Raw genomic sequence first — 18,431 nt, forward strand, 5'->3', positions numbered from 1 at the left:
TCGGGTTGCGCGGAGACCGGGGGGCTGGGTGGACGACCTGCTGTCACGGGAGCTGGCCGACCTCGCCGCACTGCACCGCCTCGCACCGCTGATGTCGGAGTACCTGCCCAACACGGCGCACGAGCTGCGCCCCGCCGCGCTGGCGGCCGTGGTGGACGAGGTGCTGCTCGGCTCGCGGACCGTGCTGGTGGAGTGCGGGTGCGGCGCGTCGTCAGTGGTGCTGGCGCGGTTGCTGGCGCGGCGCGGGTTCGGCCACCTGCTGTCGGTCGAGCACGACGAGCGCACGGCCGCGTTCGTGGCCAGCCAGCTGCGCCGCGAGGGCCTCGGCCACGTGGCCCGCGTCGTGCACGCGCCCCTCACGCCCCACCCGGCGGCGCTCGGCAACGCCCAGTGGTACCACCCGCAGCTCGTGCACGACGAGGTGTCGGCGTACGTGGAGCGGTACGGCCTGGTGGACCTGCTGCTGGTGGACGGCCCGCTGCTGGGCGACGCCCGCTACCCGGCGCTGCCGGTGCTGCGCGGCGTGCTCGCGCCGGGCGCGGCGGTGCTGGTGGACGACGCCGAACGCCCCGGCGAGCAGACCGTGCTGGTGCGGTGGGCCGAGGAGTTCGCGCTGCGCTTCCGCACCACGCCGCGCACCTTCCTGGCCACCGCGACCGCACTGGACCGGGGCTGACGCTCAGGTCTGGAGCACGAGCTTGCCGAACACCTCGCCGCCCTCCAGCGCGCGGTGCGCGTCGGCGGCCCGTTCGAGCGGCAGCACGTCGTGCACGACGGGCTTGACCTGCCCGGACGCGATGAGCGGCCACAGGTGCTCGCGCACCTCGGCCACGACGCGGCCCTTGCCGCTCGGCCCGTCCACCGGCCGGAACCGCAGGCCGGTGGCGATCACGCCGGCCCGCTTGGACAGCAGCTTGCCGATGTTCAGCTCCGCCTTCGCCCCGCCCTGCATGCCGATGACCACCAGCCGGCCGTCCGGCGCGAGCACGTCGAGGTTGCGGTCCAGGTAGGCCCCGCCCATGTTGTCCAGCACCACGTCCGCCCGGCCGACCTCGGCCACGAAGTCCTGCTCGCGGTAGTTCACCAGCACGTCCGCGCCCAGCTCGGCGCACCTGCGCAGCCGGTCCGCCGACCCCGCCGTGACGGCGACGCGCGCGCCGAGCGCCTTGGCGACCTGGATGGCGTGCGTGCCGATGCCGCCCGCGCCGCCGTGCACGAGGAACGTCCCGCCGCTCTTGAGACCCGCCGTCATCACGACGTTCGACCACACCGTGCACGCGACCTCGGGCAGCGACGCGGCCGTCACCAGGTCCACGCCCTCCGGCAGCGGCAGCAGCTGCGGGGCCGGGACGACGACCCGCTGCGCGTACCCACCGCCGGCGAGCAGCGCGCACACCTCGTCACCGACCTGCCAGCCCGTGACCCCGTCACCGAGCGCCGCGACCGTGCCCGAGCACTCCAGGCCGAGCACGTCCGAGGTGCCCTTCGGCGGCGGGTAGTGGCCCTGGCGCTGCAGCAGGTCGGCCCGGTTCACCGCGGTCGCGGCCACGTCCAGCAGGACCTCGCCGGGCCCCGGTTCGGGATCCCGAACCTCCGCCCACTCCAGCACGTCCGGTCCGCCGAATTGCCGAATGGTGATCGCGCGCATGACCCGACGGTAATCCGCTCGCCCGCCGGACGCGCGGCCGCCACCATCGACCGGCATGGACCACTGGCCGTTCCGGAACCTGGTGCTGCGCACCCCGCGCCTCGAACTGCGCCCCGACGACGACGAGGGCCTGCTCGAACTGGTCGACGTGGTGCTCGACGGCGTCCACCCGCCCGACCGGATGCCGTTCGGCGTCGAGTGGACCGACGCGCCGCGCGAGCAGCTCGGCACCAACGCCCTCCAGCACCACTGGCGGGTGCGGTCCGAGCTGTCGCCGCAGCGGTGGACGCTGAACTTCCTGATCCGCCTGGCCGGCCGCGTGGTCGGCGCGCAGTCGCTCGGCGCCGACGACTTCCCGGTCCTCCGCGAGGTCGCCACCGGGTCGTGGGTCGGGCTGCGGCACCAGGGGCGCGGCATCGGCGCGGAGATGCGGGCGGCGGTGCTGGCGTTCGCGTTCGACCACCTCGGCGCGGTGGCGGCGCGGTCGAGCGCGTTCGACGACAACCTCGCCTCGCACCGCGTCAGCCGCAAGCTCGGCTATCGGCCCGACGGCACGTTCTCGCAGGTCAGGAGGGGTGAGGCGGCTCGTCAGACCCGGTTGCTGCTGACGCCGGAGGAGTTCCGCCGACCCGACTGGGAGCTTGCTGTGAGCGGCGTCACAGGGTGCCTGCGGCTGCTCACAGGGCGAGAACCCTCCGAGTGACGGATTGCATTCACCCACGGGACTTGTGAGGGTTCGGCATCCGAGTGAAGGGGAACTCGATCATGTCAGCAAGAACAGGGATCCGACGTGCGGCGATCCTCGCAGCGTCCGCGTCCCTCGCACTGGTCGCCGTGCCGACCTCCCACGCCGCGCCCGCCGCCGGCCTCGACGGGCCGAAGCTGGCGAAGAACCTCGTCAAGAACGTGACGCTCGAAGGGGTCAACCGCCACCTGATCGCGCTCCAGCGCATCGCCGACCGCAACAGCGGCACCCGCGCGGTGGGCACGCCGGGCTACGACGCCAGCGTCGAGTACGTGGTGGGCAAGCTGCGCGGCGCGGGCTTCGACGTCAGCACGCCGGAGTTCACCTACCCGGTGCGGGTCGACGACGCCGCGACCGCCAAGGTCGGCACCACCACCTACGAGGCCATCGCGATGGAGTTCTCGCCGCAGACGCCGGCGGGCGGCATCACCGGCCCGCTGCGGGTCGTCCCCGAGGACGCGACGCCGGGCTGCGAGGCGAGCGACTTCGCCGGCCAGGACTTCACCGGCTCGATCGCCCTGATCCGCCGCGGCGCGTGCACGTTCGACATCAAGCACCGCAACGCCGCCGCCGCGGGCGCGATCGGGGTCATCGTCGCGAACAACGCCGAGGGCAAGCTGGCGGGCGTCACGCTCGGTGCGCCGGGCGTCGTGCCCACCGGCGGCGTCAGCCGGGCCGACGGCACCGCGCTGGCCCAGCTCGGCGGCCAGACCGTGACCCTCGACCTGCGCTACCACGACGAGGACCACGTCGCGCGCAACGTCATCGCCCAGACGAAGACCGGTCGCAAGGACAACGTCGTGATGGCGGGCTCCCACCTCGACAGCGTCGAGGAAGGCCCCGGCATCAACGACAACGGCACCGGCTCGGCCGGCCTGCTGGAGACCGCGCTGAAGCTCGGCGGGTCGCCCAAGGTCGACAACGCGGTGCGGTTCGGCTGGTGGGGCGCCGAGGAGCTCGGCCTCGTCGGCTCCACGAAGTACGTGCAGTCGTTGACGTTCGAGCAGCAGCTCGACATCGCGCTGTACCTGAACTTCGACATGATCGGCTCACCGAACGCGGCGTACTTCGTCTACGACGGCGACGACTCCGACGCCGTGGGCGCGGGTGCCGGCCCGTACGGCTCGGCGCAGATCGAGCAGGCGTTCGTCGACTACCTGACCGTCGAGAAGGGCGTGCAGACCGAGGGCACCGACTTCACCGGTCGCTCGGACTACGGCGAGTTCATCGCGCAGGGCATCCCGGCCGGTGGCCTGTTCACCGGCGCCGAGGGCATCAAGACCGAGGCGCAGGCGGCGAAGTGGGGCGGCACCGCGGGTGCCCCGTACGACCCCAACTACCACGCCGCGGGCGACACCCTGGGCAACATCGACCGGGTGGCGCTGGAGCGCAACGCCGACGCGGTGGCCTGGGTGACGGCGTCGTACGCGATGAGCACCGAGAGCGTGAACGGTGTCCCGCCGCGGGCGAAGCGGGCGGAGACCCGTGCCGCCGCGGCGCGTTCGATGCGGGTGGCGGAGCACCACTCGCACGCGACCGTCGCGTAGGCGTCCGGGCACGTCGAGGGCCGGTCTCCCGCGGGGGGGCCGGCCCTCGTGCTGCGGCGGTACGGCCCTGGTGTTCGGGTGATACGGCCATCTCACGTTTCCCCCGGGCGCTGGTGCCCGCCGAGCCGCCGCCGTTACGTTCGAGTGGTCTTCCCCGGCGCCGCGGGAGTGTGCGGAACCCTCGCGAGCGCCACGGTTCCGCACTCGAACGGAAGGCCTCCGGTGACCCGATTCGCCCTGTTCGCCGCTGCCCTGACCGCGGCGGCCGTCCCCCTCCTCGCGCCGGTGCCCGAAGCACAGGCGGCACCCACCGTGCCGGTGATCTTCGTGCACGGCCAGGAGGGCTCGGCGCAGCAGTTCCAGTCCAACGCGCAGCGCTTCTCCAGCAACGGCTACCCCGACCGGTTGTTGTTCGCCTACGAGTACGACACCGGCACGTTGTTCAACGAGCGGGCCGTCCTCGGCCTGGCGGCGTTCGTCGACCGCGTGCGCGCGGCGACCAGTTCGCCCACCGTCGACCTCATCGCCCACTCGCGCGGCACGATCGTGGTGCACTCGTACCTGGCGACCCCGTCGCGCGCCGCCGAGGTGCGCCGATACGTCAACGTGGACGGCCGGTCCAGCCTCTACCCGCCCGGCGGCGTGCCCACGCTCGCCCTGTGGAGCGGGCTGCAACCCGACGGGTCCATCGGCGGGGCGACCAACGTGCACCTGCCCGACGTGGGGCACACCGAGACCACGACGTCGGCCGAGGGCTTCGCCCACATCTACCGGTTCCTGACGGGGACGGCGCCGCAGACCACCCAGGTCGTGCCCCAGTCGTCCGGGGTGACGATCTCGGGGCGGGCGACGTACTTCGGCGCGAACACCGGCGTCCCCGGCCGGCTGGCCGTGTGGGAGGTGGCGGAGTCCTCGGGCGCCCGCGTGGGGTCCGCGCCGGTGCACAGCGCGACCACCTACGACGGCGCCTTCGGGCCGCTGGCGGTCGACCCGCGCAAGCGCTACGAGCTGGAGTACCGGCGGACCGGCGAGCTCACGTCCCACTTCTACTTCGAGTCGTTCGAGCGCACCAACCAGTTCGTCCGGCTGCAGATCTCGGCGCCGGGCGGTCCGGGTGACGACGTGGACCGCTGCTCCACGCACACCGCGATCACCACCGTCCGCAACCGCGAGTGGTGGTCGGACCAGGGCGCGGGCAGCGACAGCCTCGCGGTCAACGGCGTCGAGGTGCTGACCGCGAACGTCGCGCCCCGGTCGCGGCAGGTGCTGGCGGCGTTCCTCTTCGACGACGGCTGCGACCGCCGTTCGACCCTCGGGGCCCCCGCCGCGGACTTCGCCTCGCTCCCGTTCCTCACCGGCGTGGACGTCTACCTGCCGCCCACCGGCTCGATCGCGGTGCGGGAGGGCATCCGCGGCACGTCGGAGTCCAGGACGATCACCGTGCCCGCCTGGCGCTCGGACCAGGACGCGGTGACCGTCGAGTTCAAGGACTACGCGGACACCCGCTGAACCCGGTGCCGGGAGGCCGGTTCCCCACTCCGGGGAACCGGCCCTCAGTGCTATTAGGACTGTCCACAAAGGAGATACCTGCCGCCCGGGAAGCGGAATTCCCTTCCTGCGGTCGTGTCGCTGGGGTAGTGTCCGGCGCGTTCGGTCGAGTCGGGGGCTCGTCCCACAAGGGGGGTCGTACTTCGCGCTGCCCGGGTTCGCGCGTCCACGCCGCGGACCGGCTGGTGGACCGACGCCCACACCGCTTCGCGTCAGGAGAGAAACCAATGCGTCGTTCCACAGCGCTGCTGGTCGCCACGGCGGCCGCCGCGGCCGTGGTGGCGGGCGCGGCACCGGCCACGGCCGATCCCGCGCCCGGTCACGAGGGGGACAGGGTCGCCCGCGCGTACGGCACCGAGGAGGTCCGGGCCGCCGACGACGAGGTCGAGCCCACCAGGTTCATCCCGTCGGCGCCCAGGCGCGTCCTGGACACCCGCACCGGTCTCGGCCGGGACGGCGCCACCGCGCCGGTCGGCGCCGGGGAGCGGATCGAGGTCCTGGTCGACGACGTCCCCAAGTACACGGTCGCGGTCGTGCTGAACGTGACCGGCACCTCGCCCACCGCCGCCACGTACGTAACGGTGTGGCAGGGCGGCGACGAGCCCAGGCCCGCCGTCTCGACCCTGAACCTGGTGCGCGGTGAGACCCGCGCCAACTCGGTCACCACCCGGGTGTCGCTCCCCGGCACGGTCAACCTCTACAACAACGCGGGCAGCACCCACCTGATCGCGGACGTCGCGGGCTACTACGTCTACGCCGACCCGGGCACCGCCCCCACCGCTCCGGCCAGGTACTTCGGCAAGAGCCCGACCCGCGTGTACGACTCCCGCAACACCGGTGGCGCGTTCTACGCCGGCGAGTCCCGCGGCATCGACTTCACCGCGGCCGGCGTGCCCGCCGGGGCGACCGCGGTGTCGCTGAACGTGACCGGCGTCGACGCGACGGAGAGCACGTACGTCACGGCCTGGCCGTCCGGCGTCACGCGTCCGACCGCGTCCAGCCTCAACGTGGTGCCCGGTGGCGCCACGCCCAACGGCGTGACCGTCGCCCTCGGGTCCGACCGCAAGGTCAACCTGTACAACAACGCCGGCTCCGTGAACCTGGTCGTCGACATCACCGGGTACTACCTGCCCACCGACAGCGGCGGCGCGGACTTCTACCCCTTCACCCCCACCCGCTCGTACGACACCCGCGACGAGGGCCGCCCGGTCCCGCCGGGCGGCACCCTGACGCTGCTGTTCATGCACCCGGACGTGGTGGCGGGCAACAGCATGCTGATGAACCTGACCGGCACGGACCCGACCGGGAGCACCTACGTCACGGTGTACCCGGCGGGCGAGAGCAGGCCGGGCACCTCGACGCTCAACCTGGTCCCCGGCCAGACCTCGTCGAACATGGCCACCGTCCGCTTCGGCAGCGCCTACGACGAGATCGACAACGTGTACCGCCCCTCGCACTCGTACTACAACAACGCGGGCTACACGCACCTGATCGTCGACGTGTTCGGCGTCTTCGCCTGACGGGAAATGCCATTCCGGCCCGGCTCGGCCTCCTCTCGGAGGTCGGTCCGGGCCGGATTCCGTTCGGCCCCGGGAATGGCGCTCAGTTGCCCCGCGGGTTCTTCGGGTGGAACTTCGCGACGATGTCCGCGTCGCTGCTCTGGCCCTCGGGACTGCGGAACTTGGTGGAGCTGAAGCCGTTGCGCGAGAAACCGGTGATGGACACCGTGTACTCGACGCCGTCGACGTGCACGAAATCGGGTTCGTCGATCGTCGGCAGCAGCACGATGTCGTCCTGGTAACCGGGCACGTTCGGCGTCTCGTCGTGGCTGAAGGTGACTTCGAAGGAGTGGGTCTTGTTGTCGTCCTCGAAGTACACCTCGATGGCGAGGGTCGCGGAGAACGTCGAGGTCTCCGCCATCACCACCGCCCAGTTGTGGTGGATGAACGTGCCGAGCACGCACTCGGTGCCGTCGAGGTGCGCGTGGGCGCTGACGGGCACGAACTCGTACGCGCTCTGCCCGCCGAGTGGATCGGCAGCCGGAATTCCCCATTTGATGTAGGGCGTGTTCAACCCGCTGAGGTTGATACCGTCCGCGGATACCTTGGTCCACTTGCCCCTGGTGATGATCCGGCCCACTGCGAAGCGCTCCTGTCTCCGGTGCTCTCCGAACGAGGTACCCCACCCACAGTGGTGCGGGCGCGAGCGCAGTCGCATCAGCCGAACGGGTGGTCTGGCATCGAACCGGGAGAGGTGACGGGGAATCGCCGTCGAGGACGCTCGAATTCCGAATATCCGTCACAAGTGGCGAAGCGGCGCCCGCCACCCGGCGGACCGCCGCTGTTCGCACTGCTCGACTTGCGGAAGCGGAGGGATTTGAACCCCCGGACGGTTGCCCGTCTCCCGCTTTCAAGGCGGGTGCATTCGGCCGCTCTGCCACGCTTCCCGGTGTGCCGGAGCAGGTTACCCGTCCAGCTGCCGCAGGTGTGTGATGACCCGGTCGAACACCCGCGCCACGACCTCCTGCTCCTCGCGCGACAGCAGGTCGATCATGTGCTGGCGCACGCCCTCGACGTGGGTCGGCGCGGAGGTCTCCAGCAGCGCCATGCCCTCATCCGTCAGCTCCGCGAACACACCCCGCCCGTCGTCGGTGCAGTCCTCGCGGCGCAGCAGTCCCTCCCGCTCCATCCTCGCCACCTGGTGCGAGACGCGGCTCTTGGACGACGCCACCTCGTCCGCCAGCTGCGACATCCGCATCCGGCGCTCGGGCTGTTCGGACAACCGCACGAGCACCTCGTAATCAGCGAGCGACACCCCGTGCCCGTCCTGCAGCTCGCGGTGCAAGCGGTCGGCGAGCATCGACGCCCCGACCACGTAGTTGCGCCAGGCGCGCATCTCCCCATCGTCAAGCCAACGCGGCTCGTGCTCAGTCACCTCTCCAGGCTATGCCGCACATCTCCGTTAACGGACGATCCACGGGGATGTCTGGTGCCGGACAGCTCCGGAAGGCAAACTCCTGCGCCGTACCGCGCCCTCCTACCGGGGCGCCGCAGGGAGGACCCACCCCATGACCTCGTTCAGACGCACCGCGCAGCGCTCCGCCGCGCTCGCGGTGACCGCGGCGGCAGCGCTGGCGGTCACGCTCGTGCAGAACCCCGCACAAGCCGACAACAAGCCCACGCGCACGGTCGACGTCCGCCTGATCGGCATCAACGACCTGCACGGCAACATCGAGCCGCCCACCGGCTCCTCGGGCCGCGTCACGCTGTCCGACGGCACGCAGGTCGAGGCGGGTGGCGCCGCGTACAACGCCACCCACATCAAGAACCTCCAGGCCGAGGTCCGCAACTCGGTGGTCGTCGGCCAGGGCGACCTCATCGGCGCGTCCCCGATCGTCTCCGCGCTGTTCCACGACGAGCCGACCATCGAGGTCCTCAACCAGGTCGGCATGGACACCTCGGCGGCGGGCAACCACGAGTTCGACGAGGGCTACCAGGAGCTGCTGCGGATGCAGCGCGGCGGCTGCCACCCGACCGACGGCTGCCAGTTCCGCGACTCCTACCAGGGCGCGCACTTCCCGATCCTCGGCGCGAACGTGACGAAGGCCGACAACGGCCTGCCCGCGCTGCCGCCGTTCTGGGTCGAGTTCCGCGACGGCGTCCCGATCGGCTTCATCGGCATGCCGCTGAAGGACGTGCCGATCCTGGTCGACCCGAACGGCATCAAGGAGCTCCGGTTCGACGACGAGGTCGCCGCCGCCAACCGGTACGCCGACCTGCTGAACTGGCTCGGCGTGAAGTCGATCGTGCTGCTCATCCACCAGGGCGACAACACTGCGGGCGGCGGCCCGGACGACTGCCGCACGGTCGCGGGCGGTCCCGGCCGCAAGATCGCGGAGCAGGTCAGCCCCAAGATCGACGCCGTGTTCTCCGGCCACAGCCACCAGCACTACAACTGCACGGTCACCGACCCGGCGGGCAACCCGCGCCCGTTCATCGAGGGCCTGGCGTTCGGCCGCGAGCTGTCCGTGGTCGACCTCAAGATCGACAAGCGCACCCGCGAGGTCGTCCGCTCGGCCACCGTCGCCCGCAACCACGTGGTGACCAAGAACGTCACGCCGGACGCCGGGATCCAGTCGATCATCGACCTGGCGAAGTCGAAGTCCGGCCCGATCGCGAACCGCCAGGTCGGCACGATCGCGCAGGACATCCCGCGCGCGCAGAACGCGGCGGGCGAGTCCCCGCTCGGCAACCTGATCGCGGACTCGCAGCTGGCCGCCACCACGGGCAACGGCGCGGTGCTCGCGCTGATGAACCCGGGCGGCGTGCGCGCCGACCTCACCTACGCCTCCTCGCCCGCGGGTGAGGGCGACGGCGTGGTGACCTACGGCGAGGCGTTCACCGTGCAGCCGTTCGGCAACATCCTGCAGACGGTGACGTTGACCGGTGTGCAGCTGAAGGAGGCGCTGGAGCAGCAGTGGCAGGTCGTCAACGGCCAGCAGCGGCAGATCGTCCTCCAGCCGTCGAGCGGCCTGACCTACTCGTGGTCGGCGTCCGCGCCGATCGGCTCCAAGGTGTCGAACATCGTCCTGAACGGGGCTCCGCTGGACCCGGGCGCGACGTACCGGGTCACGATCAACAGCTTCCTGCAGGGCGGCGGTGACGGCTTCAGCGCGTTCACCGGCGGCACCGAGATCACCGGCGGCGGCATCGACCTGGACGGCTTCACCGCCTACCTGACCGCCCACCCGAACACGGCACCGCCGGCGCTCGGCCGGATCACCACCACGCCGTGACGCGACATCCTCTCGGGAGTCCGTGAGGACACCGGGAGACCCGTGCGGTGGGTGGACGCCCCGACGTCCGCCCACCGCGCGCTCACGGACCGCGACCACCGCCCCACCGAGCCGGATGAATCTCATTTCACCAGTTCAGGGGCGTCTCCAGCGGTTGTGCATCCCGCCGATCAGGCGCATGCTCGATGCAGGACCTGCCGCCGGCGGAACCCGAGCCGACTCGCCGGAGGCACGCCCGGAAGGGGTAGGTGGTGCGGTGCAGGTAAGTCCTCGCGGTGACGAATCGCGCGCGAACCGCGACCCCGCGGGCGGAGCGGTCCGAAGACCGGCCCGATCGCGACAGTGAGCGGTTCCGACGAGGTTTCGAGCGCAGGGCGCCACCGGCGTCGTCGTCGCGCTTGACGATGTTGACCCGGTAAGTCTCAGGGCGTCGTCTCCACCGTCGACGCCGACCGCGGTCCACGCCGACCCGTCACGCAGGTTTTCGTCACTTCCACATGGGAAACCCCGGGTGCGGTGCCCCGACGTCGGGCCCCGCACCCGGGGCTGTGTGCTGTCCGGCTTCAATTGGCCTCCAGCGGCCCCGGATGGCTTCGAGCAGGGGCCAGGGCCGGAACTGGGAGGCGCGCGGTGCAGTTCAACGAGAACGCCGAGCTGGACACGTCACAGGTCACCGATCAACGCGGTGTCGGCGGTCGGGTCGCCCTCGGTGGAGGTGGGCTGGGCATCGTCGGCCTGATCCTCTACTTCGTGCTGTCGCAGTTCGGCGGGGGCGGGCAGCTGCCGTCCGGCGCCGGGTTCGGGGACGTCGGCCAGGGCCAGCAGGTCGGGTCGGACGCCATCAAGGAGAAGTGCCACACCGGCGCGGACGCCAACCGCGACGCCGACTGCCGCGCGGTCGCGTTCATCAACTCGATCCAGGGCTACTGGAGCGACCAGTTCGCCCGGTCCGGCCGCACCTACCAGGCCGCGCAGACGAACTTCTTCTCCGGCAGCGTGTCGACCCGGTGCGGCGACGCGTCGTCCGCGGTGGGCCCGTTCTACTGCCCGGCGGACGGCCAGGTCTACATCGACCTGGACTTCTTCCAGGAGTTGAAGCAGAAGTTCGGCGCGACCGGCGGCCCGTTCGTCGAGGCCTACGTGCTGGCGCACGAGTACGGCCACCACATCCAGAACCAGCTCGGCACGTCCGACCGGGTGGGCTCGGGCTCCGGGCCGACGTCGGACTCGGTGCGGCTGGAGCTCCAGGCCGACTGCTACGCGGGCGCCTGGGCCAACCACGCGCAGACCGTGCCCACGGCGTCCGGCCAGCCCCTGATCACCGGCGTGACGCAGGACGACGTGAACGCGGCGCTCGACGCGGCGTCGCGCATCGGTGACGACTTCATCCAGGGCGAGCTGGGCGGCGGTCACATCGACACGACGAAGTTCACCCACGGCACGTCGGCGCAGCGCCAGAAGTGGTACTCGACCGGCTACGACAGCGGCGACCCGGCGCGCTGCAACACGTTCGACACGAACAACCTGGGCTGACGCCGTTCCCCGGACGGGGTGGCCGGTGACGGGGTGACCCGGCCGGCCACCCCGTTCCCGTTCGTCCCGTTCCCGGTCACCCCTGCTCGGTGAGCACCTTCGAGCACCGGGCCAGCAAGGCCCGCAGGGTCTCCCGCTCCTGCTCGCTGAACTCGTCGGCCAGCCGCCGCTCGACCGCGGACGCCCGCGCGTCGGCGACGTCGAAGGCCGCGCGCCCCGCCTCGGTCAGCCGGGTCTCCAGCACGTTGCGGTGCACCTCGTGCGGCACGCGGGCGATCAGGTCCGCCGACTCCAGGTTGCGCAGGATCGTGGTCATCGTCTGCGGCGTCACGCGGCAGCGGCGGGCCAGCTCGGCGGCCGAGACGCCGGGGTGGTCGTTCAGCGCCAGCAGCGTCGCGTACTGGGCCACGGTCAGCCCGGCCGGTCGCACGGCCTGCTGCTTCACCAGCATCAGCTCGTGCTCGACCCGCTTGATGTCGCCGCCCAGGCGCTCCTCGACCGGCATGCCCATGTCCCGATCGTAAAGTGCGTTGACGTCTATCAGAGCCCTGATATAGCTTCGAGCACGTACCTACCCAAGTGATCGGAGCATCATGCGCTTACTGATGGCTTTGGCGCTGGCGGTCCCGCTGGTCACCCCGGCAGCCGCCGCGGCCGCCCCGGCCACCGCGCCCGCCGCACCGGACGTGATCACCGGCCGATCCGCCGAACTGCACCCCGAGGGCATCACCTGGGACCCGCTGCGGCACACGTTCCTGCTCGGCTCCCTCCGCCGCGGCACCGTCGAGGTCGTCCGCGACGGCACCACGAAGACCCTGGTCAGCGACGCGCGGATGGTGTCGACGTTCGGCGTGCACGTGGCCGGCGGCCGGATCTACGTCGCGTACGGCGACATGGGCCTGGGGCAGCGGTCCACGCCCGACACCACCTACAAGTCCTCCGGGCTGGGCGTGTTCGACCTGGCCACCGGACGTCCGCTGCACGTCGTCGACCTGGCCATCGGCCCCGGCCGGCACGCCGCCAACGACGTCACCGTCGACCACGCGGGCAACGCCTACGTCACCGACCCGGCCACCGACGCGCTCTACCGGGTCGACCGCGCGGGCCGCGCCACCGTGCTGGTCCGCGACCCCAGGCTCGGCAGCGAGACCATCGGCCTGAACGGGATCGTCTGGCACCCGGCGGGCTTCCTGCTCGCCGTCCGCTACGACACCGGCGCGCTCCTCAGGATCACCCGGTCCGGGGTGATCTCCGAGGTCGCCCTGGACCGGCCGCTGGTCGGCGGCGACGGCATGGACCTGCGCCCGGACGGCGCGCTCACCGTCGTCACCAACTCCCTCTCGTCGTCCGGCGAGGCCGCCGTCAGCGTGCTGCGGTCCGACGACGGCTGGCGCACCGCCCGCACCACCCTGCGGGTCGCGCCGTGGGCCGACGACGAGCCGACCACGATCGCCCGCTCGCCCCGCGGCAGCTACGTCGTCGACGGCGACCTGGGCACGCTGGTCGCCGGCGCCGGGACGTCCGACGCGTACACGTTGCGCAGGCTCCCCGGCAGGTCGTGAGCCAAGTCTGAGCGGGGCGCGGTGTCGCAAGTGCCACACCGCGTCCCGCCCGACGTGGTGTTAGCGTCGCTAACCAACTTCGACACCAGGGGGAGAGTGGCCGTGACGACGCTGGAGGCGATCGTCGTCGTCCTGGCCGGTGTGTTCGCCGGTGGGATCAACACCGTCGTGGGTTCCGGCACCCTGGTGACGTTCCCCGTGCTGCTGGCCGTCGGCTACCCGCCGGTGGTGGCGAACGTGTCCAACAGCCTCGGCCTGGTGCCCGGCTCGCTCAGCGGCGCGTTCGGCTACCGGCGCGAGCTGACCGGCCAGGCGGGCCGGGTCAAGCGGCTGCTGCCCGCCTCGGTCCTCGGCGGCATCGTCGGCGCGATCCTGCTGGTGGTGCTGCCGGAGGACGCGTTCTCCGCGATCGTCCCGGTGCTGATCGCCATCGCGCTGGTGCTGGTGATCGCCCAGCCGTGGCTCAACCGCAAGCTCGCGGAACGGGAGCGGCACGAGCACGGCGGCGTCGCGCTGTGGGTCGGCGTGTTCCTGGCCGGCATCTACGGCGGCTACTTCGGCGCGGCCCAGGGCGTGCTGGTGATGGGCCTGATGGGCGTGCTGATGAGCGAGCACATCCAGCGGATGAACGCCCTGAAGAACGTGCTGACCGCGTTCGTGAACCTGGTCGCGGGCGTGCTGTTCATCTTCATCGCGGACGTCGCCTGGCTCGCCGTGCTGCTGCTCGCGATCGGCTCGGTCATCGGCGGTCAGATCGGCGCGAAGGTCGGCCGACGACTCCCACCCACCGCCCTGCGCGCGGTGATCGTGGTGGTGGGAGTCGTGGCCATCGTCCAGCTGCTCACCCGCTGACGGGCTCAGCCGGCGAACGACAGGGCAGCCGCCAGGAACGCGTCGTTCTCCTCGGGCTCACCGATCGTGACGCGCGTGCCGTCCCCGGCGAACGCCCGCACGACCACCTTGTGCTCCAGGCAGTGCTCGTTGAACGCCGCCGTCCGCTCACCGAGCGGCAGCCACACGAAGTTCGCCTGCGACTCGGGCACCTCGAACCCGGCGGCCAGCAGCGCGCCGCGCACCCGCGCCCGCTCCGCCACGATGGCGCGGCACCGCTGCATCAGCTCCGCCTCGGCGTCCAGCGACGCCATCGCAGCGACCTGCGCCAGCGCGTTCACGCTGAACGGCACGTAGACCTTGCGCAGCGTCTCGGCCACCGCGGGCGAGGCCACGGCGTACCCGACGCGCAGCCCGGCCAGCCCGTAGGCCTTGGAGAACGTGCGCAGCACGGCCACGTTGTCCCGGCCCGCCGCCCACTGCGCCTTCGCCAGCTCGACGCCGTCGGGCACCTCCGGGTCGTCGACGAACTCCATGTAGGCCTCGTCGATCACCACGAGCACGTCCGACGGCACCCGCTCGATGAACCGCTCGACGTCGGCCCCGCGCGCCGCCGTCCCGGTCGGGTTGTTCGGGTTGCACACGAACACGAGGCGGGTCTTCGGCGTGATCGCGTCGGCCATCGCGTCGAGGTCGAGCGCGTGACCCGGGGTCAGCGGCACCTTGGTCTGGCTGGCGCCGACGACCGCGGTGATGATCGGGTACGCCTCGAACGAGCGCCACGGGAACACGACCTCGTCGGCATCGGTGCAGGTGGCCTGCACCAGCTGCTGGCACAACGTCACCGAGCCGCAGCCGACGGCGACCTGCTCCGGCGACACGCCGAGCTTCACGCCCAACCGCGCCACGAGGTCGGTGGCGGCGGTGTCGGGGTAGCGGTTCACGGCGGTGGCCGCGTCCGCGATCGCCCGCACCACGCTGGGCAGCGGTCCGGCCGACACCTCGTTGCTGGCCAGCTTGATCGCGCCGGGGATGGTTCGGCCGGGCACGTACCCGGGCAGCGCGACGAGGTCGGCGCGGGTTCGCACGGTCATCCAAGGGCTCCTCTCAGGGTTCTGAGCTGGACGTTATCCGGTGAAAGACCCGGATGGGGCATACCCGCAGTACCGATGCTCACGTTGACTGCCGTTCACCCCCACGTGGAAGGGTTGGCCCATGATTCCTACCCGCACCGAGACGCTCTCCCTCACCGACGGCCGAGAGCTGCGGCTGACCGTCGCCGAGCCGGAGAACGCAGTCCGCGGCGGACTGGTCGTGCTGCACGAGGCGCGCGGCGTGACCGACACCGTCCGCGGTCTGGTGAGCGGTCTGGCCGCCGAGGGCTGGTTGGCGGTCGCGCCGCACCTCTACGACGAGGTGTCCGGCGAGGACGCGCCCGCCATGGTGAGCGGGTTGTCCGGTGAGGACGTGCTGGCCGACACCGACGTCGCCTTCGTCTGGCTGGGCCAGCAGGGCGTGAGCCAGGACCGGATGGGCGTCATGGGCTTCGACCTGGGCGGATCGGTCGCGATGGTGGTTGCGGGAAGCCGAACCATCGGTGCCGCGGTGACCGTGGGCGGTGGTGGGATCCTGGAGCCGCTGGCCGACGGGCTGCCGTCGTTGGTGGAGGTGGCGGAAGAGCTGACGTGCCCGTGGCTGGGCCTGTACGGCGACGACGACACCGACATCCCGTTCGGTGACGTGGAGAAGTTGCGCGACGCCGCCGCGGCGGCGCCGGTGGCGACCGACGTCGTCCGGTTCTCCCACACCGACCACCGGTTCGACACTACGCCGGAGGTCGGCGCGGAGGCCTGGCAGCGGGCGTTGAACTGGTTCGACTCGCACCTGCGGTAAGCCTCTGGTCGGCGGCTTGGAACCGAACGGCCTTCCCGGTACATCTAAGGGAAGCGTCCGGAACGCCTGATTTCGGTCGTCGCACGGCTAACGCGCGGTGAGCTTGCGGCGAATCGCAGTGCAGGGGGTAGTGATGAGCGACGGGAACACGGTCCCACTCGCGGGTGCGCATACGGTGCAGATCCCGCCGGGCTTCACGCCGTCCGCGGTGGCACAGCCCGCGGTGGTGCGGCCCGACGTGGTGCAGCCTGAGGGGATGCAGCCCGAGGTCGTACCACCCGTGGTGGCCGAACCCACCCTGCCGCAGCCCGCGGTGGTCGAGCCCGCGCTCCCACCGCCGGCCGCGGTGCCGCCCTCCGTGACTCCACCCGCGGCGACCCAGCCCGGGGTGACGCCCGGGGTGACCCAGCCCGGAGTGACCCAGCCCGGGGCGGACGTCCCCGCAGTGGGTCAGCCGGTGGCGACGCAGCCCGCGACGCAGCCCGCGGCGGCAGAGCCGGCGGTGACCCAGCCCGCGATGTCGGACCCCGCGATGTCCGAACCCGTGGCGGTGGAGCCGGGGCTCGCGACGCCCGCGGTGGCCGCGCCCGCCGTGGCTCCACCCACCGGGGCCCAGCCCGGGGCGTCGCCGCCGGTCGCGGCCGACCCGTCGACGGCCGCCGCGGCCGCACCGGCCTCCGCGCCGGTCGACCCGGGCGCGACCGTCACCCTGCCCGCCTCGGCCACCGCCGACGCCGCGGGCAAGCCGGAGACCTTCACGAAGGCCGCGCAGACCGACCTGGACAAGGCCACCACCGCGTTGGGCGCCGTGGACAAGGAGTCGGTCAAGCTCGACCTCGACAAGCAGGGCCTCGACGACCTGCTCAAGCTGATCTCGCAGGCGCGCAGCCTGGTCGACAACGTGCACGGCCGAGCGGTCAACAACCTCGACGTCGAGCTCAAGTTCGGCAACAACTGGGTGAGCGACGCGATCAGCCGCCGGCTGCGCGAGGTGGCGGTGGGCAACGACGAGTCGGCGGTCAACGTGATCGGTGACTTCATGCAGGTCCTCTTCGAGGTCGAGGAGACCATCCGCGAAGCGGCGCGGAACTTGGAACGGGCCGACGACGAAGCGGCGGACGCCTTCGGCTCCGCCGGGGAGGCCAAGGGCTGATGGGCGACAACAGGCACGGCGGCAACCACGGCGGCCAAGGGCACGGCGGCGGTCACGGTGGTCAGCACGGTGGTGGTCAGGGCGGCGGTCAGGGCGACGGGCACGGTCACGACAAGCCCACCGACCTCGGCCAGAAGGTCGACTGGATGACCTACAGCCACCAGCAGCTGTGGGAGATGATCAACACCGGCGTCGACCTCAAGGCCGCGGGCAGCGCCCAGGCCGACTGGGCCGCCGTCGGCAAGGCGCTAGGCGAGGTGCAGGAGCTGCTGGCCAAGGCCATCGGCCAGTCCACCCAGGCGTGGACCGGCGAGTCGGCCGAACGCGCCCGCGAGGCCCTGGAGTCGGTGGAGAAGTGGGCGCTGAACACCAGCGAGCACGCCGACAACGTGGCCAAGTGCATCGCCACCGAGATCGACCACGTGCAGACGGCGCGCGAGATGATGCCGCCGCCCGCGCCCGCGCCGCCGGTGGTCACGCCGGTCGCCGGCGCCGCGGTGAGCCCGGTCGCCACGCCGACGCCCGTCGCCGCACCCCGCTCGCCGCTGATCACCGACCGCATGACGGGCAGCGGCAGCTACGCGGCGCCCCACGACGGCTCGCTCGCCTCGACGCCCTCGCGGACGGCCGGCGCGTTCACCGGCATCGACACCATCGCCGCGCCCGCGGTCGACTCGGTCGTCACCGCCGACGCGACGCACCGCCAGGCCGCCGAGGTCATGGCGATGTTCCAGATGAACTCCTACGAGGTCGACCGGACCGTGCCGTCGTTCAGCCCGCCGACCAACCCGGTCGCGCCGACCCCGCCGCCGGTGGTGTCCGCGCCGACCCCGCACACGACCGACACCGGCAGCGGTGGCGGCGGTGCCGGCCCGGTCGTGGTGAACAACGCCAAGCCGGCACCCGCCGGCGCCCCGCAGCGCCCCGGTCCCACGCCCGCCCAGTCCGGGCGCGGCGGTTTCACCGGCAACCGCTCGGGCTTCGGCGGCGGTCGGGGAACGTCGGCCCGCCGCCCTCCAGCTCCCAGCTGCCCCGCCACGGCACCGCGAAGTAGTCGTCGTCGCGGAACCAGAGCGTGTCCGCCGACGCCAGCAACGGCCTGCCCAGCACGCACTCGGCCACCAGGCGGCGCAACCGGACGGCACCGGAGCCGAACCGGTGCTGGAACACGGTGGC

Annotated in this window: 17 protein-coding genes and 1 tRNA gene; 12 read left to right on the top strand and 6 right to left on the bottom strand. The window is 71.9% G+C overall.

The window, feature by feature from the left end; all coding sequences use genetic code 11:
- The first annotated feature begins 28 nt into the window (after nt 1–28).
- The gene (locus tag AB0G02_RS05450; protein ID WP_360789746.1) at nt 29–676 is read left to right on the top strand and encodes a class I SAM-dependent methyltransferase; all 648 of its coding nucleotides are present in this window, start codon (nt 29–31) and stop codon (nt 674–676) included.
- 3 nt (nt 677–679) lie between these two features.
- Here AB0G02_RS05450 and AB0G02_RS05455 read toward each other — a convergent pair whose 3' ends face one another.
- Complete coding sequence (locus AB0G02_RS05455) at nt 680–1,648, bottom strand: NAD(P)H-quinone oxidoreductase (RefSeq protein ID WP_360789749.1); 969 nt, start codon at nt 1,646–1,648, stop codon at nt 680–682.
- A gap of 55 nt (nt 1,649–1,703) precedes the next feature.
- Between AB0G02_RS05455 and AB0G02_RS05460 the strand changes: the two genes are divergently transcribed.
- The 4 genes from AB0G02_RS05460 to AB0G02_RS05475 all read left to right on the top strand — a co-directional run bounded on the left by AB0G02_RS05460 (nt 1,704) and on the right by AB0G02_RS05475 (nt 7,008).
- On the top strand, nt 1,704–2,351 hold the full coding sequence (locus tag AB0G02_RS05460) for a GNAT family protein (RefSeq protein WP_360789752.1): 648 nt from the start codon (nt 1,704–1,706) through the stop codon (nt 2,349–2,351).
- A 62-nt stretch (nt 2,352–2,413) separates the two neighbouring features.
- Nucleotides 2,414–3,940 (top strand): M28 family metallopeptidase, encoded by a 1,527-nt coding sequence (locus tag AB0G02_RS05465; RefSeq protein ID WP_360789755.1) that lies wholly within the window; start codon nt 2,414–2,416, stop codon nt 3,938–3,940.
- Between the two features lie 222 nt (nt 3,941–4,162).
- A complete protein-coding gene (locus tag AB0G02_RS05470) occupies nt 4,163–5,449 on the top strand; it encodes a hypothetical protein (RefSeq protein ID WP_360789758.1) in 1,287 nt (428 codons plus the stop codon).
- 266 nt (nt 5,450–5,715) lie between these two features.
- On the top strand, nt 5,716–7,008 hold the full coding sequence (locus AB0G02_RS05475) for a hypothetical protein (protein ID WP_360789760.1): 1,293 nt from the start codon (nt 5,716–5,718) through the stop codon (nt 7,006–7,008).
- A gap of 82 nt (nt 7,009–7,090) precedes the next feature.
- On the opposite strand, the gene AB0G02_RS05480 is transcribed toward AB0G02_RS05475, so the two are convergent.
- From AB0G02_RS05480 to AB0G02_RS05490, 3 genes are all read right to left on the bottom strand, one after another.
- On the bottom strand, nt 7,091–7,627 hold the full coding sequence (locus AB0G02_RS05480) for a choice-of-anchor K domain-containing protein (RefSeq protein ID WP_360789762.1): 537 nt from the start codon (nt 7,625–7,627) through the stop codon (nt 7,091–7,093).
- Between the two features lie 222 nt (nt 7,628–7,849).
- Nucleotides 7,850–7,934, bottom strand: a tRNA-Ser gene (locus AB0G02_RS05485).
- Between the two features lie 17 nt (nt 7,935–7,951).
- Nucleotides 7,952–8,383 (bottom strand): MarR family transcriptional regulator, encoded by a 432-nt coding sequence (locus AB0G02_RS05490; protein WP_360789765.1) that lies wholly within the window; start codon nt 8,381–8,383, stop codon nt 7,952–7,954.
- Between the two features lie 172 nt (nt 8,384–8,555).
- Between AB0G02_RS05490 and AB0G02_RS05495 the strand changes: the two genes are divergently transcribed.
- A complete protein-coding gene (locus tag AB0G02_RS05495; RefSeq protein ID WP_360789768.1) occupies nt 8,556–10,283 on the top strand; it encodes a bifunctional metallophosphatase/5'-nucleotidase in 1,728 nt (575 codons plus the stop codon).
- Nucleotides 10,284–10,913: 630 nt separating this feature from the next.
- On the top strand, nt 10,914–11,816 hold the full coding sequence (locus tag AB0G02_RS05500; RefSeq protein ID WP_360789770.1) for a neutral zinc metallopeptidase: 903 nt from the start codon (nt 10,914–10,916) through the stop codon (nt 11,814–11,816).
- 76 nt (nt 11,817–11,892) lie between these two features.
- Here AB0G02_RS05500 and AB0G02_RS05505 read toward each other — a convergent pair whose 3' ends face one another.
- The gene (locus AB0G02_RS05505) at nt 11,893–12,327 is read right to left on the bottom strand and encodes a MarR family transcriptional regulator (RefSeq protein ID WP_360789772.1); all 435 of its coding nucleotides are present in this window, start codon (nt 12,325–12,327) and stop codon (nt 11,893–11,895) included.
- Between the two features lie 94 nt (nt 12,328–12,421).
- On the opposite strand from AB0G02_RS05505, the gene AB0G02_RS05510 reads away from it, so the two are divergent.
- Together AB0G02_RS05510 and AB0G02_RS05515 are read left to right on the top strand one after the other, a co-directional pair.
- Nucleotides 12,422–13,378, top strand: a complete 957-nt coding sequence (locus AB0G02_RS05510; RefSeq protein WP_360789775.1) for a hypothetical protein — start codon at nt 12,422–12,424, stop codon at nt 13,376–13,378.
- Between the two features lie 102 nt (nt 13,379–13,480).
- Nucleotides 13,481–14,230 (top strand): sulfite exporter TauE/SafE family protein, encoded by a 750-nt coding sequence (locus tag AB0G02_RS05515; RefSeq protein WP_360789778.1) that lies wholly within the window; start codon nt 13,481–13,483, stop codon nt 14,228–14,230.
- Nucleotides 14,231–14,235: 5 nt separating this feature from the next.
- On the opposite strand, the gene hisC is transcribed toward AB0G02_RS05515, so the two are convergent.
- Entirely contained in the window at nt 14,236–15,303 is a 1,068-nt protein-coding gene (hisC, locus tag AB0G02_RS05520; protein ID WP_360789781.1) for a histidinol-phosphate transaminase, read from the bottom strand.
- 121 nt (nt 15,304–15,424) lie between these two features.
- Here hisC and AB0G02_RS05525 point away from each other — a divergent pair, with 121 nt between their 5' ends.
- From AB0G02_RS05525 to AB0G02_RS05535, 3 genes are all read left to right on the top strand, one after another.
- Nucleotides 15,425–16,102, top strand: coding sequence for a dienelactone hydrolase family protein (locus AB0G02_RS05525; RefSeq protein WP_360789784.1), 678 nt, complete (start codon nt 15,425–15,427; stop codon nt 16,100–16,102).
- 175 nt (nt 16,103–16,277) lie between these two features.
- Nucleotides 16,278–17,255 (top strand): hypothetical protein, encoded by a 978-nt coding sequence (locus AB0G02_RS05530; protein ID WP_360789787.1) that lies wholly within the window; start codon nt 16,278–16,280, stop codon nt 17,253–17,255.
- A partial coding sequence (locus tag AB0G02_RS05535; RefSeq protein ID WP_360789790.1) for a PPE domain-containing protein occupies nt 17,255–18,431 on the top strand: 1,177 nt, incomplete at its 3' end. The genes AB0G02_RS05530 and AB0G02_RS05535, both read left to right, overlap by 1 nt.

Origin of the sequence: Actinosynnema sp. NPDC023658 (assembly GCF_040639995.1) — a bacterium.
Classification (GTDB): domain Bacteria; phylum Actinomycetota; class Actinomycetes; order Mycobacteriales; family Pseudonocardiaceae; genus Actinosynnema.

Excerpts from the sequence above, each read along its gene's own strand:
- AB0G02_RS05505 (WP_360789772.1), bottom strand. The coding sequence starts at position 12,327 with ATGGGCATGCCGGTCGAGGAGCGCCTGGGCGGCGACATCAAGCGGGTC.
- AB0G02_RS05525 (WP_360789784.1), top strand. The coding sequence starts at position 15,425 with ATGATTCCTACCCGCACCGAGACGCTCTCCCTCACCGACGGCCGAGAG.
- AB0G02_RS05455 (WP_360789749.1), bottom strand. The coding sequence starts at position 1,648 with ATGCGCGCGATCACCATTCGGCAATTCGGCGGACCGGACGTGCTGGAG.
- AB0G02_RS05510 (WP_360789775.1), top strand. The coding sequence starts at position 12,422 with ATGGCTTTGGCGCTGGCGGTCCCGCTGGTCACCCCGGCAGCCGCCGCG.
- AB0G02_RS05490 (WP_360789765.1), bottom strand. The coding sequence starts at position 8,383 with ATGCGCGCCTGGCGCAACTACGTGGTCGGGGCGTCGATGCTCGCCGAC.
- AB0G02_RS05475 (WP_360789760.1), top strand. The coding sequence starts at position 5,716 with ATGCGTCGTTCCACAGCGCTGCTGGTCGCCACGGCGGCCGCCGCGGCC.
- AB0G02_RS05495 (WP_360789768.1), top strand. The coding sequence starts at position 8,556 with ATGACCTCGTTCAGACGCACCGCGCAGCGCTCCGCCGCGCTCGCGGTG.
- AB0G02_RS05460 (WP_360789752.1), top strand. The coding sequence starts at position 1,704 with ATGGACCACTGGCCGTTCCGGAACCTGGTGCTGCGCACCCCGCGCCTC.
- AB0G02_RS05465 (WP_360789755.1), top strand. The coding sequence starts at position 2,414 with ATGTCAGCAAGAACAGGGATCCGACGTGCGGCGATCCTCGCAGCGTCC.
- hisC (WP_360789781.1), bottom strand. The coding sequence starts at position 15,303 with ATGACCGTGCGAACCCGCGCCGACCTCGTCGCGCTGCCCGGGTACGTG.